At 65.1% G+C, this 24368-nt stretch carries 25 protein-coding genes and 1 pseudogene; 18 read left to right on the top strand and 8 right to left on the bottom strand.

Annotated elements, in window-relative coordinates:
- The 4 genes from QQK63_RS10265 to QQK63_RS10250 all read left to right on the top strand — a co-directional run bounded on the left by QQK63_RS10265 (window position 1) and on the right by QQK63_RS10250 (window position 3505).
- Window positions 1-1014 (top strand): LacI family DNA-binding transcriptional regulator, encoded by a 1014-nt coding sequence (locus QQK63_RS10265; protein WP_277824893.1) that lies wholly within the window; start codon window positions 1-3, stop codon window positions 1012-1014.
- Window positions 1011-2243: a glycerate kinase type-2 family protein gene (locus tag QQK63_RS10260; RefSeq protein WP_277824891.1), complete on the top strand. Its 1233-nt coding sequence runs from the start codon at window positions 1011-1013 to the stop codon at window positions 2241-2243. The genes QQK63_RS10265 and QQK63_RS10260 overlap by 4 nt, the downstream gene beginning before the upstream one ends.
- A gap of 3 nt (window positions 2244-2246) precedes the next feature.
- Window positions 2247-2555, top strand: coding sequence for a Dabb family protein (locus tag QQK63_RS10255; protein WP_277824889.1), 309 nt, complete (start codon window positions 2247-2249; stop codon window positions 2553-2555).
- 62 nt (window positions 2556-2617) lie between these two features.
- Window positions 2618-3505 (top strand): glycosyltransferase family protein, encoded by an 888-nt coding sequence (locus QQK63_RS10250; RefSeq protein WP_277824887.1) that lies wholly within the window; start codon window positions 2618-2620, stop codon window positions 3503-3505.
- Here the strand turns inward: QQK63_RS10250 and QQK63_RS10245 are convergent.
- Window positions 3502-4425 carry a ribokinase gene (locus QQK63_RS10245; protein ID WP_277824885.1) on the bottom strand — a complete coding sequence of 308 codons (924 nt, stop codon included), beginning with the start codon at window positions 4423-4425 and terminating at the stop codon, window positions 3502-3504. The two genes, QQK63_RS10250 and QQK63_RS10245, sit on opposite strands and share 4 nt — an antisense overlap.
- Window positions 4426-4548: 123 nt before the next feature.
- On the opposite strand from QQK63_RS10245, the gene QQK63_RS10240 reads away from it, so the two are divergent.
- The 6 genes from QQK63_RS10240 to uvrC all read left to right on the top strand — a co-directional run bounded on the left by QQK63_RS10240 (window position 4549) and on the right by uvrC (window position 11174).
- Complete coding sequence (locus tag QQK63_RS10240) at window positions 4549-6051, top strand: class I adenylate-forming enzyme family protein (protein WP_277824883.1); 1503 nt, start codon at window positions 4549-4551, stop codon at window positions 6049-6051.
- 208 nt (window positions 6052-6259) lie between these two features.
- The gene (locus QQK63_RS10235) at window positions 6260-7063 is read left to right on the top strand and encodes a S49 family peptidase (protein ID WP_277824881.1); all 804 of its coding nucleotides are present in this window, start codon (window positions 6260-6262) and stop codon (window positions 7061-7063) included.
- Entirely contained in the window at window positions 7060-7254 is a 195-nt protein-coding gene (locus tag QQK63_RS10230) for a hypothetical protein (RefSeq protein WP_277824879.1), read from the top strand. The genes QQK63_RS10235 and QQK63_RS10230 overlap by 4 nt, the downstream gene beginning before the upstream one ends.
- Window positions 7255-7261: 7 nt before the next feature.
- The gene (locus QQK63_RS10225; RefSeq protein ID WP_377134124.1) at window positions 7262-8215 is read left to right on the top strand and encodes a calcium/sodium antiporter; all 954 of its coding nucleotides are present in this window, start codon (window positions 7262-7264) and stop codon (window positions 8213-8215) included.
- 10 nt (window positions 8216-8225) lie between these two features.
- Window positions 8226-9002, top strand: coding sequence for an SDR family oxidoreductase (locus tag QQK63_RS10220; protein WP_277824875.1), 777 nt, complete (start codon window positions 8226-8228; stop codon window positions 9000-9002).
- A 303-nt stretch (window positions 9003-9305) separates the two neighbouring features.
- Window positions 9306-11174, top strand: coding sequence for an excinuclease ABC subunit UvrC (gene uvrC / locus QQK63_RS10215; protein ID WP_277824873.1), 1869 nt, complete (start codon window positions 9306-9308; stop codon window positions 11172-11174).
- Window positions 11175-11189: 15 nt separating this feature from the next.
- Here the strand turns inward: uvrC and QQK63_RS10210 are convergent, their stop codons facing one another.
- Window positions 11190-12536, bottom strand: coding sequence for an SNIPE associated domain-containing protein (locus QQK63_RS10210; protein ID WP_277824871.1), 1347 nt, complete (start codon window positions 12534-12536; stop codon window positions 11190-11192).
- A gap of 122 nt (window positions 12537-12658) precedes the next feature.
- Between QQK63_RS10210 and pgsA the strand changes: the two genes are divergently transcribed.
- From pgsA to QQK63_RS10195, 3 genes are read left to right on the top strand one after another with little or no spacing between them, the layout of a single operon-like run.
- Window positions 12659-13321 carry a CDP-diacylglycerol--glycerol-3-phosphate 3-phosphatidyltransferase gene (pgsA, locus tag QQK63_RS10205; RefSeq protein ID WP_277824869.1) on the top strand — a complete coding sequence of 221 codons (663 nt, stop codon included), beginning with the start codon at window positions 12659-12661 and terminating at the stop codon, window positions 13319-13321.
- Window positions 13321-13572 (top strand): molybdopterin converting factor subunit 1, encoded by a 252-nt coding sequence (moaD, locus tag QQK63_RS10200; RefSeq protein ID WP_277824867.1) that lies wholly within the window; start codon window positions 13321-13323, stop codon window positions 13570-13572. The genes pgsA and moaD overlap by 1 nt, the downstream gene beginning before the upstream one ends.
- Before the next feature lie 3 nt (window positions 13573-13575).
- The gene (locus QQK63_RS10195) at window positions 13576-14031 is read left to right on the top strand and encodes a molybdenum cofactor biosynthesis protein MoaE (protein ID WP_277824865.1); all 456 of its coding nucleotides are present in this window, start codon (window positions 13576-13578) and stop codon (window positions 14029-14031) included.
- Between the two features lie 21 nt (window positions 14032-14052).
- Here QQK63_RS10195 and QQK63_RS10190 read toward each other — a convergent pair whose 3' ends face one another.
- From QQK63_RS10190 to QQK63_RS10180, 3 genes are all read right to left on the bottom strand, one after another.
- The gene (locus QQK63_RS10190) at window positions 14053-16320 is read right to left on the bottom strand and encodes a Hint domain-containing protein (protein WP_277824863.1); all 2268 of its coding nucleotides are present in this window, start codon (window positions 16318-16320) and stop codon (window positions 14053-14055) included.
- A gap of 64 nt (window positions 16321-16384) precedes the next feature.
- Window positions 16385-16681, bottom strand: coding sequence for a hypothetical protein (locus tag QQK63_RS10185; RefSeq protein WP_277824861.1), 297 nt, complete (start codon window positions 16679-16681; stop codon window positions 16385-16387).
- Window positions 16629-16901 carry a type 2 periplasmic-binding domain-containing protein gene (locus tag QQK63_RS10180; protein WP_277824859.1) on the bottom strand — a complete coding sequence of 91 codons (273 nt, stop codon included), beginning with the start codon at window positions 16899-16901 and terminating at the stop codon, window positions 16629-16631. Before QQK63_RS10180 ends, QQK63_RS10185 begins: the two co-directional genes overlap by 53 nt.
- Window positions 16902-16960: 59 nt before the next feature.
- Between QQK63_RS10180 and QQK63_RS10175 the strand changes: the two are divergent.
- Together QQK63_RS10175 and QQK63_RS10170 are read left to right on the top strand one after the other, a co-directional pair.
- Window positions 16961-17455, top strand: a pseudogene (locus QQK63_RS10175) (CoA-transferase); the annotation flags it as partial.
- A gap of 295 nt (window positions 17456-17750) precedes the next feature.
- Window positions 17751-18068: a hypothetical protein gene (locus tag QQK63_RS10170; RefSeq protein ID WP_277824857.1), complete on the top strand. Its 318-nt coding sequence runs from the start codon at window positions 17751-17753 to the stop codon at window positions 18066-18068.
- 262 nt (window positions 18069-18330) lie between these two features.
- Here QQK63_RS10170 and QQK63_RS10165 read toward each other — a convergent pair whose 3' ends face one another.
- The 3 genes from QQK63_RS10165 to ubiA form a co-directional block, all read right to left on the bottom strand.
- Window positions 18331-18663 (bottom strand): hypothetical protein, encoded by a 333-nt coding sequence (locus QQK63_RS10165; RefSeq protein WP_277824855.1) that lies wholly within the window; start codon window positions 18661-18663, stop codon window positions 18331-18333.
- Window positions 18660-20639: an OmpA family protein gene (locus QQK63_RS10160; RefSeq protein ID WP_277824853.1), complete on the bottom strand. Its 1980-nt coding sequence runs from the start codon at window positions 20637-20639 to the stop codon at window positions 18660-18662. The genes QQK63_RS10165 and QQK63_RS10160 overlap by 4 nt, the downstream gene beginning before the upstream one ends.
- A gap of 74 nt (window positions 20640-20713) precedes the next feature.
- Window positions 20714-21676: a 4-hydroxybenzoate octaprenyltransferase gene (gene ubiA / locus QQK63_RS10155; protein WP_277824851.1), complete on the bottom strand. Its 963-nt coding sequence runs from the start codon at window positions 21674-21676 to the stop codon at window positions 20714-20716.
- A 12-nt stretch (window positions 21677-21688) separates the two neighbouring features.
- On the opposite strand from ubiA, the gene QQK63_RS10150 reads away from it, so the two are divergent.
- Genes QQK63_RS10150 through QQK63_RS10140 form a run of 3 tightly spaced genes read left to right on the top strand, consistent with a single transcriptional unit; the run spans window position 21689 to window position 24367 of the window.
- A complete protein-coding gene (locus QQK63_RS10150; protein WP_277824850.1) occupies window positions 21689-22423 on the top strand; it encodes a 16S rRNA (uracil(1498)-N(3))-methyltransferase in 735 nt (244 codons plus the stop codon).
- Complete coding sequence (locus tag QQK63_RS10145; protein ID WP_277824848.1) at window positions 22420-22941, top strand: hypothetical protein; 522 nt, start codon at window positions 22420-22422, stop codon at window positions 22939-22941. Before QQK63_RS10150 ends, QQK63_RS10145 begins: the two co-directional genes overlap by 4 nt.
- A 55-nt stretch (window positions 22942-22996) precedes the next feature.
- Entirely contained in the window at window positions 22997-24367 is a 1371-nt protein-coding gene (locus QQK63_RS10140) for a glutamate--cysteine ligase (protein ID WP_277824846.1), read from the top strand.
- Window position 24368 lies beyond the last annotated feature (1 nt).

The following is a 24368-nucleotide window of genomic DNA, read 5'->3' as shown; positions in this document are numbered from 1 at the left end:
ATGATCCGCCGCCCCACCATCCTCGATGTCGCCGCCCGCGCGGGTGTGTCGAAATCCACCGTCTCGCTGGTCCTGCAAGGGTCCAAACAGGTGCGCCCCGAAACCCGCGCCGCCGTCGAACAGGCCATGGCCGAGATCGGCTATGTCTACAACCGCGCGGCGGCCAACCTGCGCTCGGCCTCCGTGGGGCTGGTCGGCCTTGTCATCAACGACCTGCGCAACCCGTTTTTCACCGAATTCGCCACCAGCCTGCAGATGGCGCTTGCCGCCGAAGGTTACGCCACCGTCATCGCCAATTCCGACGAGGATGCGGAATTACAGGCGAAGCTGGTCGGCTCCATGATCGAACACGGCGTGTCCGCACTGGTCATCTCGCCCGCTTATGGGGGGCCGGGCGAAACCTTCGACCAGTTGGCGCGGACCGGCCTGCCGGTGATGCAGGTTCTGCGCAAAATGGACGAACGCACCGATCTCTTTCCCTTCGCCAGTTTCGACTATGCCAGCGGCAGCACCATGGCCGCCCGCCACCTGATGGAGCAGGGCGCGCGCAACATCGCCTTTGTCGGCGGCTTGCCGGGCCGCGCCATCACGCGGGAACGCAAATCCGGCTGGCGCGACACACTCAAGGCCGAGGGTCTGGCCGAGGTCGCGATCCACGGCAAATCCAGCCGCGCCTTCGGGATGCAGGCGGCGGGCGAATTGCTGTCCGACCACCCCGAGGTCGATGCCGCCATCTGTTTCAACGACCTCGTGGCGCTGGGCCTGATGGCGGGCTTCGCCCGTGCCGGTCGCCCCATCGGCGCCGAATTCCGCGTCGTCGGTTTCGACGATATCGAGGAGGCGCAACAGGCTTGGCCGCCGCTCTCTTCGGTCGCCTGCGATATCGCCGGGTTCGCCCGCGACACGGCCGCCCGCCTGCTCGCCTGGATGGTGGAGGGGCAACGCCCCGCCCCCGAATTGCGCAGCCCGGTCCAGCTTGTCCCCCGCATGTCCAGCACGGGAATCCCGGAATGACGCCCCCCGATCTGCTCCGCGCGCTGTTCGACCGCGCCGTCGCCGTGGCCGACCCGATGCAAAGCCTTGGCCAGAGCCTGCCGCCCAAGCCACCGGGCCGCGTCATTGTCATCGGCGCGGGCAAGGCCAGCGCACGCATGGCCGAAGCGGTCGAAGCCGCATGGGGCCCCTGCGAGGGGCTGGTGATCACCCGCTACGGCTATGCCCGCCCCTGCAAGGGCATCGAGATCGTGGAGGCCGCCCACCCCGTCCCCGATGCCGCAGGCGTCGCCGCCACCCGCCGTATGCTCGACCTGTTGTCAGGTCTGGGGGAGGGGGATTTCGTCCTCGCCCTTATCTCGGGCGGCGGCTCCGCCCTGCTCTGTGCGCCCGCGCCGGGCATCACGCTGGAGGAGAAACAGGCGCTGACCCAAGCCTTGCTGGCCTCCGGCGCGCCCATCGGCGACATCAACGGCATCCGCAAGGAGATATCGGCGGTCAAGGGCGGCAGGCTTGCCGCCGCAGCCTATCCCGCGCGGATGCTTGCGCTGATGATCTCGGACGTGCCGGGCGATGATCCGGGCGATATCGCCTCCGGCCCCACGGTCGGGCATCGCGGCGATGCGGCCAGCGCGCTGGCCACGCTCGCCCGTTGGGGCGTCACGCCGCCCCCCTCCATCGACGGCTTCCTGCGCGCGGGCGGCGACCCTGTCCTGCCCGATGATCCGCGTCTGTCGCGGGTGGAAAACGTGATCTACGCCGCCCCCGCCCAATCGCTGGCCGCCGCCGCCGATCTGGCCCGCGCGGCGGGCTATGCCATCGACATCCTCGGCGACGCGATCGAAGGGGAGGCGCGCGAGGTTGCAGCTGCCCATGCCGCCTTGGCCCGCGCCGCCAAGGGTCCGCGCCTGATCCTGTCAGGCGGTGAGTTGACCGTGACCCGCCGCGGCGACGGGGTAGGGGGGCCCAATGCCGAATACGCGCTGGCGCTGGCCCTGGCCCTCGATGGCGCGGCGGGCATCCATGCCATCGCCTGCGACACCGATGGCGTCGATGGCGCGGCCGAGGTCGCGGGCGCGGTGATCGGCCCCGACACGCTTGGCCGTGCGCGCGCCGCAGGGATCGACGCGGCCGGGGCGCTGGCCCAGAACGACGCTCACAATTTCTTCTACAAGATAGGCGGCCAGATCGTCACCGGCCCCACGCTCACCAATGTGAACGATTTCCGCGCCATCCTGATCGAAGGGTAGACCATGCTGCACCACATCGTCCTGATGGAGCCTGACAGCCCCGAAGCCCTTGCCACGATCAAGGCGGCCATGCCGATCCTTGCCGCCGTCTGTGACGCTTTGCCGGGTGCCTCCGGCTTCACCCACGGCCCCAACCGCGATTTCGAGGGAAAATCGGAGCGCTATACCTACGGTTTCTCGGTCCATTTCAGCGACCGCGCCGCCCATCTGGCTTATGAACAGCACCCCGAACACATCCGCGCAGGCGGCATGCTGGTCGCCGCCTGCCGGGGCGGTCACGCAGGAATATTCGTCGCCGATCTCGAGGTCTGAACTGGCCAAACCTTCGTGCAGCGGGCATCTTCCGACAAACCCGGGCAGGACGCGGCGCAGGCATGACCGATACCCATATCTTTTTCGTGGCCGATGGCGCACGCCTCGAATGGCAAAGCTGGCTTCTGGCGGCAAGCCTTGCCCATGCCCATCAGGGGCAGGCGGGCACCCATCTCTATGCCTATGCCAGCCCCGATTGGCTGCCGCAAATCGGCCCCGTCACCCGCGCCATTTATGCGGAAACCGGCGTCGACCTGCGTGCCTTGCCGGAACCGCCCGACTGGGCCAAACCCTATCCGCATGGAAACAAGATCGTGGCCGCGACCGACCATCGCGGCCCGGGGCGCGGCATCTTTCTCGACACCGACATGATCTGCCTCAAACCCCTGACGGAATTGGCCGATCTGCCCGCCACCCATGTCGCCGCCGCGCCCGAGGGGCGGCCGACTTGGGGCCCCGATGATCGCTGGCAGCGCGCCTATGACCATTTCGGCCTGCCGCTACCCACCGACCGCGTGCGCCTGTTGCGCGGCGACCGGCCCGAACACCTGCCCTATTTCAACGCGGGCCTCGTGGCCATGCCCGAGGATGCGCAGCCCGACGGCAAACGCTTTGCCGATCACTGGCTCGAAACCGCGCTCGATTTCGACCACAAGTGCAAGATCGCCAACAAGCGTCCGTGGCTCGATCAGATCACGCTTCCGCTGGCCATCGCGCGCTTCGGCTATACGGCCCATGTCCTCGATGAAAGCTGGAACCACGCGCTCTCCCATCGCGGCTCGGCCATCGACCGGACGCCCGACGCCCACATCCTGCACTATCACCGCTTCATGTTCCTGCGGGCCGCGCCGCAATGGCCGGGTATCTTGCAACGCTTCCTCGACCTTGTGCCAAAGGCGCACCACCCCGCCGCGACCGACCAATTGCGCGAGATGAACCTGCTGCCCTAACCTGCCAGCAAGGCCTCGACCTCTGCACGGGTGGGCATCGCCGCCGCCGCCCCCGCCCGCGTCACCGAGATCGCGGCAACCGCCGTGGCAAAGCGCAGCGCCGCGTCAAGCGTCTGGCCCTCGGCCAGCGCCGTGGCGAACCCGCCGTTGAACGCATCGCCCGCGCCGGTCGTGTCCACCGCCGGGCCTGCCGACATCGGCGGCACATGCCGCGCGCCGTCCGCATCGCGCACCAGCGCGCCATCGCCGCCCAGCGTCACGATCACCGCCTTGCCCACGCCCTGTTCCAGCAATGCGCCCGCCGCCCGTGCCGCGCTGTCGCGGTCGGTCACGGCAAGGCCGGTCAGCCCCTCGGCCTCGGCCTCGTTCGGGGTCAGGTAATCGCACAGCGCCAACATACCTTGGGGCAGGGCTGCGGCAGGCGCGGGGTTCAGGATCGTGATCGCCCCGCCCTCGCGGGCCATGCGCAAAAACGCCTCCGCCGCCGCCATCGGTTGTTCCAGCTGCGTCAGCGCCACCCGCGCCCTGCGGATCGCCTCCGCCTGCGCCTCCACATCCGCGGCGCCGATCGCCCCCGCAGCTCCCGGGCTGACCACGATGGCATTCTTGGCCGTGCCGGTTTCCACGAAGATCCCTGCAGCGCCCGTGGGCAGGCTGTCATCGATCACGGCCAGCGGATGCACACCGGCCCCTGCCCACGTCTCCCGCCCCATGGCGCCGAACGTGTCATCCCCGATCCGGGTCAGGAACCCCACGTCGCCCCCCGCCATCGCCGCCGCGACAGCCTGGTTCGACCCTTTCCCGCCGGGGCCCAGCGTAAAGCCGGTCCCAAGCAGCGTCTCACCCAGTCGGGGCAGCTGGTCGCAGCGAAATGCCGCATCGGCCACGAAAATGCCGAGGATCACGATGTCATGGGGCATGGGCTGGCCTGTCTGTTGCTGTCGCCGAAACCCTAACCGCCCCGCGCGCGCGCTTCCAGCACCCCCTTGCAGATGCGCCCTGCGCGCGAAACACTCAGCCGCGACAAGAAGGGGAGGGGGCAGATGAACATCGCCCATTGGCTGGAACGCAGCGCGCTGGTTTCCGGCAGCAACCCGGCCCTGATGCTGGGCGAAAGGCTCGTGGCCGACTACGCCACCTTTCACGCCCGTGCCGCCGCCTTGGCGCAGGCCCTGACGGCCATGAACATCGCGCCGGGCGATCGCGTCGCGATCTATTCCGGCAATGCCCCCGATTACCTTGTCGCCCTCTACGGCATCTGGATCGCCGGGGCGGCCGCCGTGCCGATCAACGCCAAGCTCCATCCGCGCGAGGCCGAATTCATCCTCGCCGACAGCGGCGCGCGTCACCTCTTCGCCGCGCCGGGGATGGCGGAGGGGCTGAACTGCCCCGCCACCACGCTCGACAGCCCCGCCTTCACGGCGATGACGACGGGCGCGCCCGCCCCGATCACCGAGCGTAGCCCAAACGATCTGGCATGGCTCTTCTACACCTCCGGCACGACCGGGCGGCCCAAGGGGGTGCGGATCACCCACGCGATGCTCGCCGCCACCTCGCTCTGCTATCCCGTCGATGTCGACCCGGTCAGCCCGGCCGACGCGGCACTATACGCCGCGCCCATGAGCCATGGCGCAGGCATCTACGCCCCGATCCATGTCCGCATGGGCGCGCGCCACATCGTGCCCCCCTCGGGCGGCTTCGATGCGGCCGAGGTTCTGGCGCTCTCCGCTGCTCTCGGCCCCACGTCTATGTTCATGGCCCCCACCATGGTCCGCCGCCTGACCGATGCGGCACAGACCACGGGCAGCCGGGGCGACGGCATCCGCACCATCGTCTACGGCGGCGGCCCGATGTACCGCGCCGATATCGAAGAGGCGGTCGCGGTCTTCGGCCCCAAATTCGTCCAGATCTACGGGCAGGGCGAATGCCCTATGGCGATCACCGCGCTCTCCCGCGCCGATGTCGCGGATCGCACCCATCCCCGCTGGCAGGCGCGTCTGGCCTCCGTCGGCCGCGCGCAAAGCATGGTCGAGGTCGCCATCGGCGACGCCACCGGCGCCCCCCTGCCCACAGGCGAGATCGGGGAGATCATGGTGCGCGGCGCCCCGGTCATGCCCGGCTATTGGCAGAACCCCGATGCCACGGCCAAGACGCTGGTAAACGGCTGGCTCATGACGGGCGACATGGGCAGCCTCGATGCCGACGGCTACCTGACACTGGCCGACCGCTCCAAGGATGTGATCATCTCGGGCGGCAGCAACATCTACCCCCGTGAGGTGGAGGAGGTGCTGCTCACCCACCCCACCGTCCACGAGGTCTCCGTCGTCGGCCGGCCTTCCGCCGAATGGGGCGAGGAGGTCGTGGCCTTCATCGTGCCCACCCCCGGCACCACGCCCGATCCGGCGGCGCTCGACGCCCATTGCCTGACCCAGATCGCGCGCTTCAAACGGCCCAAGGTCTATGTCACCCTGCAAGAGCTGCCCAAGAACAATTACGGCAAGGTCCTGAAAACCGACCTCCGCCGCCGCTTGGCCGAGGAAAGCTGACCACCCCGTCTTTGCTTTCCGAAATACTCCGGGGGGAGGGGCCAAGAGGCCCCCGGGGGCAGAGCCCCCGAAACTCATGCCAATGGGGCAGAGCCCCCTAAACCAAGGCCCACGGGGCAGAGCCCCAGGCAAGACCTGCGGGACACAGCGCCCGCGAAACGCGGGCCGCGCCTTGTTCGCTCCCGCGCCACGGCCTACATCGCGTCATATGAAACGTTTCATTCCCTTCATAGCCAAGGACCCCGTGGTCTCCGTCATCACCCTCTCGGGGGTGATCGCCGCGTCCAACCGGGGTGGCACGCTCAGCGACGCGGCCCTCGCCCCCGCCATCGAACGCGCCTTCGCCAAGGGAAAACCCAGCGCCGTCGCGCTGATCCTGAATTCGCCGGGCGGCAGCCCCGCCCAATCCTCGCTCATCGCAGCCCGCATCCGGCGGCTGGCCGAGGAAAAACAGATCCCCGTCCATGCCTTCGTCGAGGATGTGGCGGCCTCGGGCGGCTATTGGCTGGCCTGCGCCGCCGATGACATCTGGATCGACGCCAGCTCCGTCGTGGGATCCATCGGCGTCATCTCGGCGGGCTTCGGCCTGCACGAGGCGATCGCGCGGATCGGGGTCGAACGCCGCGTGCATACCTCGGGCAAGGACAAATCCATGCTCGACCCGTTCCGCCCCGAACGGCCCGAGGATGTGGAACGCCTCAAATCCATCCAATCCCAGATCCACGACAGCTTCATCGCCCATGTGAAGGCGCGGCGCGGCGACCGGCTGGCAGAGGATGCCGATCTCTTCACCGGTGAATTCTGGGTCGGGCAACGCGCCGTCGATCTGGGGCTTGCCGATGGCATCGGCCACATCGTCCCGGTCCTGAAAGACCGCTACGGCAAGAAGACCCGCTTCCAGCGCTTCGGCCCCCGCCGCGGCCTGTTCCAGATCTTCGGGGCACGCCTCACCTCCGAATTGACCGGCAGCCTTGAAGATCGCGCGCTCTGGGCGCGCTATGGCCTCTCATGATGCTCAAGATCGTCAGCCTGTTCCTGATCTTCATGGTGGTTCTCGCCATTTTCGGTCGCCTGCGCCTGCCGGGGTTCGGCGGCAAGGGCGACCGCGCGGGCGGCCTGCCCAAACCCAAACTCTGCCCCGATTGTGGGCGCTACAACCTGCGCGGCGGCCCCTGCCGCCATTGCCGCAACGAACAGGGCTGACATCTTGATCACGGAATTCGCGTTTGCCGGCCTTGGGCTGATCATCCTCCTTCTGGCTGGCGACCTCTTGGTGAAGGGCGCGGTGAACCTGAGCCTCCGGCTGGGCATTCCCGCGCTGATCGTCAGCCTGACGGTCGTGGCCTTCGGCACCTCCGCTCCCGAACTTCTCATCTCGATCAAGGCTGTTCTCGACGGCGTGCCGGGTCTCGCGCTCGGCAATGTCATCGGATCGAACACGGCCAATGTGCTCCTGATCCTCGGCATCCCCGCGATGATCTTCGGTCTGTCCGCAGGCAGCGACACGCGCCGCAGTTTCATCTTCATGATGCTGGGCAGCGCGCTGTTCGTCGGCCTCGGCTTTCTCGGCCCCTACCGCTGGTGGGGCGGCCTGATCCTTCTGGGCGCGCTGGCGCTGATCCTCTTCGATTCCGCCCGCGCCGTGATGGCCCACCGCGCCGCCGCCGATGCCGCCGCCGGTCAGGATGACGACCTCCCCGACGAAGCCGATCCCGACATGCCATGGTGGAAGATCATCGGCTTTCTCGCGCTGGGTCTGATCGGCCTGCCGGTCGGGGCCGATCTTCTGGTCGACAGCTCCGTCACCATCGCGCAGGCCTTCGGCGTCAGCGACACGGTGATCGGCCTGACGCTGGTGGCGGTCGGCACCTCGCTGCCGGAACTTGCCACCACCGTCATGGCCGCGCTGCGCCGCCATGCCGATGTGGCGCTCGGCAACGTGATCGGCTCGAACATGTTCAACCTTCTGGGCATCATCGGCGTCGCCTCCCTTGTCGGGCAGATCCCGGTCGATCCCGCGCTCCTGCGTTTCGATGTCTGGGTGATGCTGGCGGCCTCTGCGGTGCTTGCGCCCTTCGTCTTCCTGCGCTGGGGCATGGGGCGTGTGGTTGGCGTGATCTTCACCGCGCTCTATGTCGCCTACATTCTGATGGTTCTGGCATAGGAAGACGGCGATGACGGCATTGGTAACGGGGGCGGCGCGGCGGTTGGGCCGCGCCATGGCGCTGGCGCTTGCCGAGGCGGGCCATGACGTGGCCATCCATTATTCCGGCAGCGCCACAGAGGCAGAAGAGGTCGCGCAGGCGATCCGCGCCATGGGCCGTCGGTCCGCGACGCTTCAGGCCGATCTGACAGTCGAGGCCGAGATGCAGACGCTGCTGCCCCGCGCCGCCGACGCGTTGTGCGCGCCGATCACCGTGCTGATCAACAACGCCTCCATCTTCGAATACGACAACATCACCACCGCCTCCCGCGACAGTTGGGACCGGCACCTCGAATCCAATCTGCGCGCGCCCTTCGTCCTGACGCAGGCCATGGCCGCACAGGTGCCCGCTCCCCTGAAAGATGAAAACGGCGAGCCGCAGGCGCAGGGCCTGATCGTCAACATGATCGACCAGCGCGTCCTGAAACTCACCCCCGAATTCACGACCTACACCATCGCCAAGATGGGCCTCTGGGCGCTCACCCGCACCTCGGCGCAGGCGCTGGCCCCCCGTGTGCGCGTCAATGCCATCGGCCCCGGCCCCACGATGCAGGGCGCGCGCCAATCGGCCGAGCATTTCGCGGGCCAGCGTGCCGCCACCATCCTGAACCGGGGCGCGGACCCGGCAGGCATCTGCGACGCGCTGCGCTATTTCCTGACCGCCCGCGCCGTCACCGGGCAATTGATCTGCGTCGACGGTGGCCAGCACCTCGCCTGGCAAACGCCAGACGTCCTTGGGGTTGAGTGACCGGGCACCGGGGCGGGCGATATGGACTTCTCCACCGGGTCCGGAATTATGAAAAACCTGCGAAATTCAAGTAACAAGCCGATGACACCGTGAAGACCGCAAAAATAAAGTAAATTAAATCAGAGTGTTAAAAGATTGCCCAAAAATGGGGCAAATCCCAGAACCGACCTCGCAACAACGAAAATTTCCCCTCGCCCAAGATTTTTCCTCAAGCTTATCCACAGGATTGGTGGAGTCTTCCTGTCTTGATCGCGCCGACGATCCGTTGCAGCCCAGAGGGGAATCGCGAAAGCGTCCGACACCATGACCGAAACTGCCCCCAAAGCCCCCGAAACCGGGCACGAGATCATCCACGCCTATCTCAAGACGCTCGACAATTCGCCGGGCGTCTACCGGATGCTCGATGCCCAATCGCGGGTGCTTTACGTGGGCAAGGCCCGCGCGCTGAAACGGCGTGTGTCGAATTACGCCAAGCCCTCGGGCCACAGCCCCCGCATCGCGCGGATGATCCGCGAAACCGCCTCGATGATGTTCCTGACCACGCGCACCGAAACCGAGGCGCTGCTTTTGGAACAGAACCTCATCAAGCAGCTCAAACCGCGCTACAACGTGCTCCTGCGCGACGACAAATCCTTTCCCAACATCCTCGTCAGCCGCAGCCACGCCTTTCCCCAGATCAAGAAACATCGCGGCGCGAAATCGGAAAAGGGCGAGTATTTCGGGCCCTTCGCCAGCGCGGGGGCCGTGAACCGCACGCTGAACCAACTGCAAAAGGTGTTCTTGCTGCGCAATTGCACCGATGCGACCTTTGAATCCCGCACGCGCCCCTGCTTGCTCTACCAGATCAAGCGCTGCTCGGCGCCTTGCACCGGCTACATCAGCGCGGCCGATTATGCCGCCTCCGTGGCCGATGCCGTCCGCTTTCTGAAAGGCGACTCGACCGAGCTTCAGGCCCAGCTCGCCACCCAGATGGCCGAGGCGTCGGAGGCGATGGAATTCGAACGCGCTGCCGCCCTGCGCGACCGGATCCGCGCGCTGACCAACGTGCAATCCGCCCAAGGCATCAACCCCCGCGGCGTGCGCGAAGCCGATGTCATCGCGCTCCACATGGAAGGCGGGCAAGCCTGCGTTCAGGTCTTTTTCATCCGCGCCAACCAGAACTGGGGCAACCGCGACTTCTACCCCCGCATCGGCGCCGACATCGACGCGCCCGAGGTGCTCGAGGCCTTCCTTGGCCAATTCTACGACCAAAAGGACCCGCCCCCCCAGCTGATCCTGTCGCATCAGATCGAGAATGCCGACCTGATGGCCGATGCGCTCTCCCAGAAACTGGGGCGCAAGGTGGAATTGCTCGTCCCCCAGCGCGGCGAAAAGGCTGAATTGATCGACAGCGCGATGCGCAACGCCCGCGAAAGCCTCGCCCGCCGCATGGCCGAGGGGCAGGCCCAGACCAAGCTGCTGGACGGTCTGGCCGATGCCTTCGACCTCGACACGCCGCCCAAGCGGATCGAGGTCTACGACAACTCCCACATCCAGGGCGCCCATGCCGTCGGCGCGATGATCGTCGCGGGCCCCGACGGCTTCCTCAAATCGCAATACCGCAAGTTCAACATCCGCGGCGACGACCTGACCCCCGGGGACGATTTCGGCATGATGAAAGAGGTGCTGACCCGTCGCTTCCAGCGCCTCCTCAAGGAAGACCCCGATCGGGAGTCCGAGGCGTGGCCCGATCTGCTCCTGATCGACGGCGGCGCGGGGCAAATCTCCGCCGTGCAACAGATCATGGACGATCTGGGCCTCGACGACCTGCCCTTCATCGGGGTGGCCAAAGGCATCGACCGCGACCACGGCAAGGAAGAATTCCACCGCCCCGGTCAGCCGGTCATGGCGCTCCAGCGCAACGATCCCGTCCTCTATTTCATCCAGCGCCTGCGGGACGAGGCGCACCGCTTCGCCATCGGCGCCCACCGCGCCAAACGCGCCAAGGCGGTCTCGGCCACGCCGCTCGACGATATCCCCGGCGTCGGCGCAACCCGCAAACGCGCCCTCCTCGCGCATTTCGGCTCGGCCAAGGCGGTCTCCCGCGCCAACCTCTCCGACCTCACGGCGGTCGAGGGCATCAACGACGCGCTCGCCCAAAAGATCTACGATTACTTCCAGGAGCGGGGGTAGGGCGACGGCCAGCCGCTATATGTTTTCGGGAAAGCTGTCAGAAGGCTTCTGTAAATCCAAAAGAGCCTGGTTTCTTCGTGACATTGTCTCATGCCATTCTTGTGCTTCGCGATCACGAAAGAACGTGGCATTTGGGGATAGCTTCCGAACAGCTTCTTCTACGTCATTCAGACTAACCCGAAAGAATTCTTTTCTCATGTTCGAGGCGTTTACGCGTTTATCCGAAAACTCTCTGTGCAATGCGGCTTCCAGCGCAGGGGCTTCATCAGAATAAATCATGGCGTGGGTGTCAAAACTGAACGGAACGCTGGCATCACCAAGCTCCCTGACACGATCATCTGGGTCCAGCCGCCTCGTAAGCCCGATTTTCACAACGTCCTCACCAAAAGATCCGATATTCGAAATAATGTAGACATATCCAGATTTTGTCATCTCCGCCATTGCCCGCGCTCTTTCGCTTCTGGCATGTGCTTCTGCCAATGCTGCTTCAAGATCAGAAATCCGCTTCTCATCCACACCAGCTTCCGCTTTTGCCTTGTCCAGCATCTGCTGAAATTTCCGTTCCTCCTTCTCGGCTTCTTCGGCTTCCGCGAGTAATTTCTTTTCTTCCCGCTCGGCTCTGGCCAGTTCGGCGCGCTCGTCTTTCTCAAGTTTCAGGCGCTCGCGATACTCGTGTGTCAAATGCAGCTCCTTGAGTTTAAGGGCTACATATTGATCGCTAATGACCAGCTGCATCGACTCATTGGCCTTGTTGATCTGATTTGCCGCATTAACGATCCGCTTTTCCATGGCGTTGACGTTGTTCCATCGCGCATTCGCGATTGCAGCTTCACATTCATTATTGAATGCTCGCATCGTCAAACGGGTTTGACGGTTTATCATGGTTTCACCCTTCGACCTGCTTCCGTCAACGGTCCAGTTCGTCGGGCAACGCGTCGCCGTCTTCAGCGAGACCATATCCTTCTGTTGCTGCCGCACCGCTTCAATTGTCGTCTTGTATGCTTGGCTGTCAGTGAAGTCGAAATGCGGTTCATATACGCCCAGCTCTGCAAAGGATAACCGCTCATCATACACGGCCAACTGCCCCTCAAGTTTGATCAGTAGTTCGCGTTTTTGGGAATATTCCATGCGAAGTACTTCCATTTTTTTGCTGGAATCCTCAATGCTTGAGCGTAATTTCCCCGCCTCTTCTTCAAGGGAAATAATCGCAGAATAGCGATCTCTAGTGGCTGTCAGATCCCTCTCAATTTCGTCCGCGCGGGTTATTTGTTTCTTTATGACGCTTCGCGACCTGAGCCACAGAAAAATCAATGGAAAAGGGAGGAGTATCCATACAAGTAAGGTAATCGTTAACGGGTCCATGGGCTTTCTCGCAAAAGGTCAATGTTCAAGACGGTGCGAAAGGCTCGCACGCGTCGGGGTTTGCATCAAGACGGCCACCGCGCCCGCTTCCCTCTCCCCCACGCTCGCGCTACACCTGCCCCATGCGCTGGACCCTGCCCAATATCCTGACGGTCGCCCGGATGATCGCGGCCCCCCTCGTGGGGCTCGTGTTCCTCATTCTGCCGCGGCCCTACGCGGATTGGGTGGCGATGGTCCTGTTCCTCTCCGCCTCGCTCACCGATTACGTCGACGGCTATCTGGCGCGTGCGTGGAACCAGATCAGCCGCTTCGGCGCGATGCTTGATCCGATCGCGGACAAGGCCGTGGTGGTGATCGCGCTGGCCGTCCTTCTGGGTGTTCACGGCATCACCGCATGGACGCTGATCCCCGTCACCGCCATCCTCTTCCGCGAGGTTTTCGTCTCGGGCCTTCGCGAATACCTCGGCCATTCCGCCGCCACCCTCAAGGTCACGCCGCTGGCCAAGTGGAAGACGATGGTCCAGATGGTCGCCATCACCATGCTGTTTGCCTGGGGCCTCTTCGACCATTACTTCCTGATGCAGACCTTGGGCATGAGCGCCGAGATCGTGACGGGCATCTTGAATGGCGACATTCCCGACGCGGTCGGCCTGAACTGGAAATATCAGGGCCTGATGCTCACCTCCTACGGGGGCCTCGTCCTCTTGTGGCTTGCCGCAGCCCTCACGCTCGCCACCGGTTACGATTACTTCCGCAAGGCGCTGCCCTTCCTGAAGGACACATGATGCAGCTCGACATCCGCTATTTCGCCTGGCTCCGCGAACGCACCGGCACCGCCTCCGAAACCGTCGTGACCGAGGCTGCCACCGTGGCCGATCTCGTCGCCGAACTCTCTCGGCGCGACGAAGGCTATGCGCTGGCCTTTTCCGACATCGCGGGCATCCGCGCCGCCATCGACAAGACCCTGGTCGAGATGGACGCCCCCCTTGCCGGCGCGCGCGAAGTGGCGTTTTTCCCGCCCATGACCGGGGGCTGACCCATGCCCGACCCGATCCGCGTGCAACAAGCCGCCTTCGACATGGGCGCGGAACTCAACGCCTTCGCCGCCAGCGTGCCGGGGGCAGGGGCCGTGGTCAGCTTTTCGGGCATCACCCGCGACCTCGCCACCGGCGATCTTCAGGTGATGGAGATCGAACATTACCCCGGCATGACCGAACAGGCGCTCGCCGATATCCGCGCGCAGGCCATCGCCCGGTTCGCCCTCACCGACGCGATGATCCTGCACCGCTACGGAGCTCTTGCGCCCGCCGAGCCGATCATGATGGTCGCCACCGCCGCCCCCCATCGTGCCGATGCCTTCGCGGGCGCGGAATTCCTGATGGATTACCTCAAATCCCGCGCCCCCTTCTGGAAAAAGGAAGTGACCGCGACGGGGGCGACATGGGTCGAAGCCAAGGACGAGGACGAGGACGCGCTGTCCCGTTGGTCGCGGTAGACCACCAGCCCGCCGAACCGTTCAGGCCGCAAGCCGCATCTGCATCGCCCCGTCCCGCAACAGCCGCGCCTCGTGGCTCTTGAGACACTGTCGCGCGGTCCGGCCATAGGCGGCGGGATTGGACCGCAATTCCGGAAAGATACGGAACATCTCCTCCCGGGATTGATCCGAAATCGCCGAGATCCCGACATCGCCCGCGTGGAAACTCTCCGTCGCCGCGCCATCGGCATAAACGACCTCGTGGCGATCCAGCATCATGTGGATATAGGTCACCTCCGCCTGCGGGGCGATGAACACATCCTGCCCGTCGACCAGATGCTTGGCGGCGATCAGAACCTCGGAGGTGCCGAACAGCAATTCGGCCTTGTAGCCCGTGAACAGGAACCGATGCTGCGGCGACACAAGCAGGCCGCGACTGGCCCCGTCCAGCACATGCGCGGCAACATGGATCGGGGCGAACTGGTCCATGGCCGGGAGGGTCCGGCGTCCGATCCAGCGGATCGGCTGGGGCCCGTTGTCGCGGGTGATCACCATGTCTCCCGCCCGCAGCGTTTCGATGGCCCGCTCGCCGTGGGGGGTCAGCAGCCGCGCGCCGGGGGTGAAGCAGATGATGTTCTCGATCTCCGAGAACGTCACCAGCGTGCCATCGGCCAGCGTGAAGAAACCCGACAAACCGCCGGCCGCGTCATCGGTGTTGGTGTAGACGATGCTCGCCCGATCGACGGTTTCATCCACGAACAGCGTGTCGCCATCCGTTTCGCCGCCCTCGCCGCCGACGATGGTGATGGTGCCCGTGCCAGACTCCGACGGCGTGCCGACGATGAACAGATCGTCCCCGTCACCGCCATAGAGCGTGTCGTTCTCGCCCGCGATCAGCGTGTCGTTGCCGCCCTCGCCATACACGAGATCGGCGCCCGCGCCGCCATCTATGACGTCATTGCCCGCGATGCTGTCCGTGCCCACGATCAACGGGCTGGTGGCAAGATCCTGTGCCGTGCCGCCCGGCGGCGTCACGCGCCCCGACAACACGTTGCCGCCTTGGTTTTCCCAGTAGCGGACCTCGATCGTGTAGCTCTGACCGGCCTCCAGCGTCACCTCGCCCCAACGGGTCGTGGCACCTTGGTGGAAATCGTTGTTGAGAAAGGTTCCCGTCGTCGCATTCTGGTTGGTGAAGGTAAGCGGATTGCCCTGGCTGTCGAAAATCCGGATGGTCGATCCATCGTCCGATGTGGTCTCGAACCGATAGGTCCCGGCCGCGCCTGCGATCAGCGTCGAGGTATAGATGATCCCGTAATCGTTCGGATCACCCTGACCCGTCGCCGATTGACCATGCCCGGTGACGTCGAAACCCGCGGATGTGCCCGTGGCCGCAAGCGTGCCGCTCTCGATGGTAAAGGCCTGCCCGTTGGCCGCGGTGAAATCGCGCGTGAAGACCTGGTAACTCCAGCGTTCCGCCGGCCCGGCATCGCCATAAAGGACATCGTTGCCCGCGCCGCCTTCGAGGCTGTCATCGCCGGTGCCGCCGATCAGCGTATCCGCGCCACCCCCACCCGAGAGCGTGTCGTTCCCGGCCTGACCGCTCAGGGAATCGGCGCCGGTGCCGCCCAGCACGGAATCGTTTCCAAGCCCCGCGAACACGGTGTCATTGCCCGCGCCGGCGTCGATGACATCGTCGTTGAACCCCGCACCGGTCAGCCCGTCGCCATTGTCGACGCGGTCCGACCCGGACGTGATCGGCTCGACATAGCTGCCGTTGATCAGATCGTTGCCGCCGGTGCCGTCCACCACGCCATCGTCCCAGCCCTGAAGCAGACGGTCGGCGCCAAGGTTGGTGTTGGTGCTGGCATTCACGCTGTCCAGCGTGATCGACACGATCGGGCCTGCCTCGAAGGCCGTTACGTCGGGATTGCTGGTGAATTCGGGCGCAAGGAACAATTCGCCCGTGGTCGACTGCGCCAGAACGGCCGTGACCTGCGCCGTCGTGCCGTTGACATATGTGATCGTGGCGTTGAACACGCTCAGCCCGTCAAAGGTGAAGGTCTGTGTGCCGTTGCCGATATCGGTCGTGAACGCGTCATTCGACGCGCTGTTGTTCATGTCGAGCGCGCCGGCGGCGCCGCCATTGTCTATGGTGGTCGCACTGGTGATGCGCTGATAGAGCGGATCACCGGCCGTGCCATAGCTCTGCCCGACGAACAGCCCGGCGTTTTCCGCGTTGCTGTTGCCCTCTGTCGGGTCCAGCACGAGCGGCTCAAGCCCAAGGTATATCCAGTTGAATGTCGTGGGCATCGCGCGCGCATCCTTTCGTTTCCGGATCGGATACAATCCGCTTGCGGCAGCAATGGGCGCGGTTTCAGGCAAAACCAAGACAGACTAAGGCAGGAATAAGGCAGCCGCGGCGGATGGACGTTTCGGCCCGCGCCACTCGCGGCCTCCGGTCTCCGGTCGCGGCCTGATCCGAAAACGTGAACGATGTGTTGCTCGGGCCGCCCATCCGGAATTTCTGCCCGGCGATATCCTCGGGCGTCAGCATGGGTGCCGCGCCATGGTGCAGCTGGCCGCCGCCGAACATGCCGACGGCCGGCATCTCGACCCCGTCAAAGACCGGCAGATCGGCCAGATGCGCCTGATAGGTCCTCCACAGCGCCACGCTTTGCGCCTCGCCCGCCATTGGTGCCCGCATTGGGGAATTCCGCGAACCACAGCGCAACGAAACGCTCGGGCTCATAGGTGAAATTGCCCCAGGTGATGTCGGCCACACCGGTGCGAGCCAGTTCCCAATGCTGCGCCGGGCCGCCCAGCGGCGCGGGCAGGATGGTGACGGTCACGCGACCCTCGGTCACTTCGGCCACCTGTTCGGCGAAGGGCACCAGAACATCGGTGTGCAGGAAATGCGCCGGCGGAACTCAGGACGACATCGTCAGGTTCTCCCTACGAGGGCGAAGAAGACGCAGACCTGATCAACGCGGGCAAACAGACCATCACAGAACTGCCCCACACGGCCTATTTCGACAGCGCGACAAGCTTTGGCATGATCCGGGGCGGCAAGATCGCCATGGCGATCCTGGGCGCGATGGAAGTCAGCGAAAAGGGCGATCTGGCGAACTGGATGATCCCCGGCAAGCTGGTGAAGGGGATGGGCGGCGCTATGGATCTGGTCGCGGGCGTGGGCCGTGTGGTCGTGGTGATGGATCACGCCAACAAGCACGGCGAAAGCAAGGTTTTGAAAAACTGCACCCTGCCGCTGACGGGCACCGGTGTGGTGGATCTGATCATCACGAACATGGGCGTGCCGGAGGTGGTCGAGGGTGGGCTGAAACCCCTCGAACTGGCCGACGGCGTGACCGAAGCCGACCTGCGCGCCGCGACGGAAGCCACGCTTGTCTGTCCTCCGCCCCAAGTCTGCTGCCCCAAGATCCGGTAGCCTGCCCACCTGCTGATGGCCCTTGAAGGCGGCCCGACCCCGCACGAGGAAAGACCCGCTCTACTTTCTCGCGCAGGCCGCTGCCGCCTCTTGGGCCGAAGCCCTGTTCCGCTCTGGTCCACGGCCCACGGGGCAAAGGTAGGCCTGAGACTTCTGCATGGTGCCGAGCCTCGGTGCGCCACTGGTTTCCCGGTCGCCATGAACGCCGAGACTTTTCAAACCCAACACGCGTTCATAATCATGATTCTGTCGGAAGATAGGAAATCAACTTACGATAAATTATTTGGGAAGAATCATGCGACTATCAGCGATCATCTTCGGCGCGTCTGTTCTGGCGTCGAGCCAAGTCATGGCGCAGCAAGTAACCATCCGTGCAGACCATCCCTTTCTGGGCAGCTGGGACTGCGAGGTTCTGGCGTTTACCGTTGAGCCCTCCACGTACCAGCATGGGCAAAGTCCAATGACCTTCATCGAGGTGGACGATCGAACAAACGACTTCCTCGGCATGGTCCTGAACGACGGAACCGTTTTCACGCTGATCGAGGTCGCGGGCCAGTTGAATTGGCATAGTCCCGCTTCGGGCGACACTTTCATCTGCGAGAGGCAGAAGTAGTGCTTCGCCTCATCCTCAAGCGCGCCCCCGAGTGACTATCTCATGAATGGTCTTGAGGTGACCATGGTGGCACCAAAACGCGCTAACGCGCACATCCCGGCCCATCTGGGTTAACGAAATCTTACCTTGGCCGCGCCCGAGCAAGTGTTTGTTCGGACGCGCGCCGCGACGTTAATCTTTTCTTGAGAATTGCCCGAAAATCTTTACCGGCCGTTCACCATGGCCGCGCCGGGTTTACCGGATATCAACCACGATCCGCGCCTCACGGCTCCGCCCGGGACATCCGTTCGATGTAGACGCGCAGCTCTTCCGTCTCGTGCCGCGCCTCGCGCAAGCCGTCCATCGCGGCGCGCAATTCCGCCTCGGTCTGGCTCAGTTGACCGGTCAGTTCCGCCTCGCGATGTTGCAGGTAAGCGATCGCCTGATCCCGTGTCTCCTCGGCGTCATGCAGCGCTTTTGCCAAGGATTCCATCTCGTTGAGGTCCGCGCTCGACACTTGGTTGAACCGCGCGACCAGCCAATGCGCCAGCCATCCCAGCACGAAGGCGACGAACAGGATGATCGCGATCACGACGATGAACTCAATGCGGTTCATGGGTTTTCATCCTCTGCTTCGGCCGCCTCCGAGGCGGCCTCGGTCACGCTTTCGGGCCGGGGCCGGGGCCGCGCGGTCGCCGTCGCCGCGTCATTGATCACCACGTCCCCGCCAGCATTTTCTTCATCAGAAGCAATACCTTCACTGTCGTCTTCGGTCGCGCCGGTCAGCAGCCGGAACTCGATCCGGCGGTTCTGCTCGCGCCCGTCCTCGGTCTCGTTCGAGGCAAGCGGTTGGCTTTCGCCATAGCCTTGCGCGACGAGGTTCGACACCAGAACCTCCCGCGCCAGAAGCCCGTTCAACACCGCATCCGCCCGCGATTGGCTCAGGTTCAGGTTCATTTCCTCGCGGCCCTGACTGTCTGTATGCCCGCTGATTTCCATCCGGACATGCTGGCAATCGGGCAGAACCTCGGCGATCCGGTCCAGAACCTGCCCCGCGCTTTCGTTGATCTCGACCGAGCCGGGGTCAAAGGTGATCTTGCCCTCGGTCTGGATTTCCTGAATCATTTCAACGCATTGTTCGGGCGTCAATTGCGATGCCACCGGGTCGAGCGCCTCGTCGTAGCGCACCGCCACGTCAAAGGCCGCGGCCTGTCCCAGTTCCCCGGCCAAAAACCGCGTGATCTCGGATGCCGCCGCCGCATCGCCGGTCCGCCCGTCCAGCCGCAGCGTTTCGGGCTCCAACGTCATGGTGCCCGCGCTGACCCGCGACAGCGCCTGAAGCCCTGCCATCGCCCGGATCGACCAGCCTTGCGGCAGGTCCGCCACCGTCCGCGTCGCGATATCCGTCCGCGCCGCCCCGAAGAGCGCGCGTGCATAGGCTTCCACCGACCGCCCCACCGGTCCCTCGGGCAGCCGCCCGCGCAGGCGCAAAGTGCCGTCCTCGCTCAGCGTGGCGATCAGCCGGGCGGGACCCGCACTTGCGGATGCGCTCTCCACCTGCGGCGTCGGCAGCACACCGTCGAGCGAGAAGACATCGGGCAGCGCAGCGCTCAACTCACCGATAACACGGTCGAAATCGTCTTGCCCCGTGCCCTCGGCGGCGATCAGCGTCACGTCGGCATCCGAGAAGGCCACTGTGCCCTGACCCAGCTCCGCCAGCGCCTCGATGGCCGTGACGACCGCGTCGCCCCACTGCGGCGACGGCACGCCCAACCCGATTTGACAGGTCAGCACGCCCTGTGCCCCAGCGGCAGCAGCGGCCGCGATGATGCGGTCGCGCGCGGACAGCGTATCGGCGGCGCAAGTCTCGAACTGGGCGCCGCCCGCGTCGATCGTAAAGCGCAGCGTAAAGGGCGTGATCACCGGGCGTGGGGCCGAGATATCGAGGACCACGGTGACCCCTTCGGGCTGGCCCCGTTCCAGCGTCGCAAGGAACCGGGCGCGTTGTTCGACGCTTTCGCTGATCGCCTGAACCTCGACCCGGTCGGCATAGACCGTGACCTTGGACCGCGGCAGTTCGCGCAGCGCCCTGAGCCCGTAGTCGAGCGCCGCCACCCATGTCGGCGGAACCGGAAAATCGGCGGTTTCCACAAGGTTTGCCACCTCGCCCACGTTCGCGATGTTCATGATCGCGTCGTTGATCGGGTCCAGGCCGGTCGCGGCCGGAACCAGCCCGATGACCTGCAACCCGGTGGTCGTGCGCAGCACGTCGACAGAAAAGCGCGGCGGCGCGGTCTCGTCGCGGCGGCGGATCTCGACCCGGTTCACGATGCGGTCCGCGTCGATGATCGCCCCCGCCCGGCTGGCCGCGCGAAAGGCCGCCGCCTCGCTCGGCGCGGTGCCGTCGAGATAGACCTGAAGCCCGTTGGCCGACACTTCGGCCCAGTTCATGCCGCCGGCGTGCAAGGCATTCGTGATCGCCTCGACCGAGCGCCGTTCCATCGCCAGCGCAAGGAATCCTGCGATGAAGATGGCAAGAACAGCCGCAAGCCCGAAGGAACCAGCAGCAATGAGGGTCGGGAGACGGATCATGGGCCGTTTCGTCAGGGGCTGCCCGGCGGGCGTGCGTTGAGCTTGGGGTTACAGGCTTGCGGACCGGGGTTCAATCAGACCAGTGCCGCTGCGGCGAAAAACAGCGCAGGGATCAGGCCCGTATCCCGGTTGGACCGGAACAGCCGCAGGCAGATCGCGGCATCGTCGATATCGAGGCGTTGCAGCTGCCACAGCATATGCCACCCCATGCCCCAGATCCCCGCCAGCGCCAAAACCAGCGCCAGAACCGACGCCTGCCCGAGCGCGATCAGCGCCGCCAGCCCCATCAGCGCCACGGTCGCCACAAGGAATGCCCGCAGCCAGAGATGCGTGTTTTCGGCGAAAAGCCGGGCGGTGGATTTGACCCCGATCAGGGCGTCATCCTCACGGTCTTGATGGGCGTAGATCGTGTCGTAGAACAGCGTCCAGCTGATCCCGGACAAGTAGAGCAGCACGGCAGGCCAACCGAGGCTGCCCGACTGCGCCGTCCACAGCAAAAGCGCCCCCCAGTTGAAGGCAAGGCCAAGAAAAACCTGCGGCCACCATGTGAACCGCTTGGCGAAGGGGTAGACCGCCACGGTGGCCAGCGACGCGATCCCCAAAAGGATGGCAGGCACGTTGAACGTCAAAAGGATGCCAAAGGCCACCAGCGCCTGCGCCACCATCCATGCCAACGCCTGCTTGACGCTGACCTGGCCCGAGGGGATGGGCCGCGACCGGGTGCGTGCCACCGACCCGTCGATGTCGCGGTCGGTGATGTCGTTCCAGGTGCAGCCCGCCCCCCGCATCAGGAAGGCCCCGATGGCCGAGCCCGTGAACAGCCACAGCTCATGCAGCGACAGGCCTGCTCCGCCCGAGGCCGCGGCCAGAAAGATCGCCCACCAGCAGGGCAGGAGCAAAAGCCATGTCCCGATGGGCCGGTCTGCACGGCTTAGCCGCAGATAGGGGCGCGTCGGCGCAGGCGCGAGCCGGTCGACCCAATTGCCCCGGACGGCATCGGCCACCTGACCCTCTGGCGTTTCGCTGGCCTCGCTCATAGTTTGCGCCTCATGTCGGACCGTCCCAAGATACGCCTCTATGTAGACCAGCCCTTGGGGCAGGGGCAAACCGTCGACCTGTCGCGGGAGCAGGCCAATTACCTGTTCAACGTCATGCGGCTGGGGCAGGGCGCCGAAGTGGCGCTGTTCAATGGGCAAGCGGGCGAATGGGCCGCCGTTGTGGTCGAAGCGGGCAAGCGCGGCGGCGTCCTGCGCTGCGACCGGCAAACAGCGCCTTTGTTGTTGCCGCCCGATCTCTGGCTTCTGTTCGCGCCGATCAAGAAGGCGCGCACCGATTTCATCGTGGAAAAGGCGGTCGAGATGGGGGCGGCGCACATCGTCCCGGTTCAGACCGAGTTCACCAATGCCGAGCGGATCCGGCAGGACCGCTTGCAGGCCCATGCGGTGGAAGCCGCCGAGCAATGCGGCGGCACCTTCGTGCCCGAGGTGGCCGATCTGCACCGGCTGGACGTGGTTTTGTCCGATTGGCCTGCCGAGCGGCGGCTGATCTTTGCGGATGAGGGCGCTGTCGGTCAATCCGCGCTCTTGCCCGACAGGGTTGAGGATGTCGGCTCTTGGGCCATCCTGATTGGCCCCGAGGGCGGATTTTCGTCAGCCGAGCGTGTCCGGCTGCACGGTTTGTCCTTCGTTTGTCCCATCTCGCTCGGGCCGCGCATCTTGCGCGCCGATACCGCGGCGGTGGCGGCCTTGACGCTGTTTCAGACCCATCTCGGGGATTGGCGATGAGCGGGTTTCTCCGCCCTGAGGCGGCGGCGGTGCTGCGCCGCTGGTCCGAGGTGATCGCGGCCTGCGGCGTCATCGCCCTTGGCTTGTGGATCGCGGCGCGGCCGGGGTTCATCGTTCAGGGGTTCGGCTATGTTCTGGCCGCGCTGGCCGCCTTGGCGCTGATCCCGGCGGTGCGGCGCGCGCGCTTTGCCACGGAGGGCGAGGGCCCCGGCGTGGTGCAGGTGGTGGAGGGGCGTATCCTTTACATGGGTCCGCAAACTGGCGGTGCGGTCTCTTTGGCCGAGTTGACCAGCCTTGCGATCCGGCGCGACCATGATGGCAGGGCTGCCTGGATTTTGAGCGAGCCGGGGCAGTTTCTGGTGGTGCCTGTCGACGCCGCTGGGGCCGACGCGCTGTTCGATGCCTTTACCACGTTGCCGGGTCTTGGCGGCCAACGCCTGTTGGCCGCTCGGAGGGAAACGCGCATGGGTGAACAGATGCTGTGGCGGCGCGTGATCGCTCCGGCCTTGACAGGATAGAGCCACCGGGCCACCTGTGCCCTCCGAACACAGCCCGAGCGCGAAAGAAGCACCCATGTCCATCCCCCAATCCGGCGGCGGCCCGATCGAACATCACGGGCAGCTGGCCGAATACATCGCCTCGGGGTGCAAGCCCAAATCCGAGTGGCGGATCGGCACCGAGCACGAGAAATTCGGTTATTGCCGCGACACGCTTGCGCCGCTCCCCTACGAGGGCGCCCGCTCGATCAAGGCGGTGCTGGAGGGGTTGCAACAGAAATTCGGCTGGCAGCCCGTTGCCGAGGGCGGCAACATCATCGGTCTGACCAAGGATGGCGCGAATGTCAGTCTTGAGCCCGGTGGACAGCTGGAACTGTCCGGCGCGCCGCTCGAGACGATCCACCAGACCTGCGACGAGGTGAACGAACACCTGCGCGAAGTGCGCGAGGTGGCCGATGCGATCGGGGTGGAATTCATCGGTCTGGGCGCGGCCCCGATCTGGCGGCACGAGGACATGCCGCTGATGCCCAAGGGGCGCTACAAGCTGATGGACGGCTACATGCAGACCGTCGGCACCATGGGAACCACCATGATGCGGCGCACCTGCACGGTGCAGGTGAACCTCGATTTTGCCTCCGAGGCCGACATGGTGCAGAAACTGCGCGTGGCCTTGGCCCTGCAGCCCGTGGCCACCGCGCTTTTCGCCAATTCGCCGTTTCTGGACGGCAAGCCGAACGGTCACAAATCGTGGCGCAGCCGGGTGTGGCGTGATCTTGATTCCGCGCGCACCGGCATGTTGCCCTTCGTCTTCGAAGACGGATTCGGGTTCGAGCGTTGGGTCGAGTACGTGCTCGATGTGCCGATGTATTTCGTTTACCGCGACGGCAGATACATCAACGCGCTGGGCCAGTCGTTCCGTGATTTCCTGAAGGGTGAATTGCCTGCCCTGCCCGGCGAGGTGCCGACGCTGAGCGATTGGGCCGATCACATGACGACCGTGTTCCCCGAGGCGCGCGTCAAGAAATACATCGAGATGCGCGGTGCCGATGGCGGCCCTTGGCGCAGGCTGTGCGCGCTGCCGGCCTTCTGGGTCGGTCTGATGTATGACCAGTCGGCGCTGGATGCCGCATGGGATCTGGTCAAGGATTGGGATGCCGAAACGCGCGACGCGCTGCGCGTGGCAGCCTCGGTCGATGCGTTGCAGGGGCAGGTGGGCGGCATCCGCCTGCACGACATCGCCCGCGAGGCCGTGGCCATCGCCGAAACCGGGCTGAAGGCCCGCGCGCGTTCGGGCGCCGATGGCCTGATCCCGGACGAGACGCATTTCCTGAACGCGTTGAAGGACAGCGTTGAAACGGGGCGCGTGCCGGCGGACGAATTGCTCGAGGAATATCGCGGGGAATGGGCGGGCGACCTGTCGCGCATCTACGCGGCGCACCGGTACTGAG

The sequence above is a fragment of the Roseicyclus marinus genome (assembly GCF_030163795.1).
GTDB classification, from domain to species: Bacteria; Pseudomonadota; Alphaproteobacteria; order Rhodobacterales; family Rhodobacteraceae; genus Roseicyclus; species Roseicyclus marinus.
This window is presented reverse-complemented; position numbering and strand designations above follow the sequence as displayed.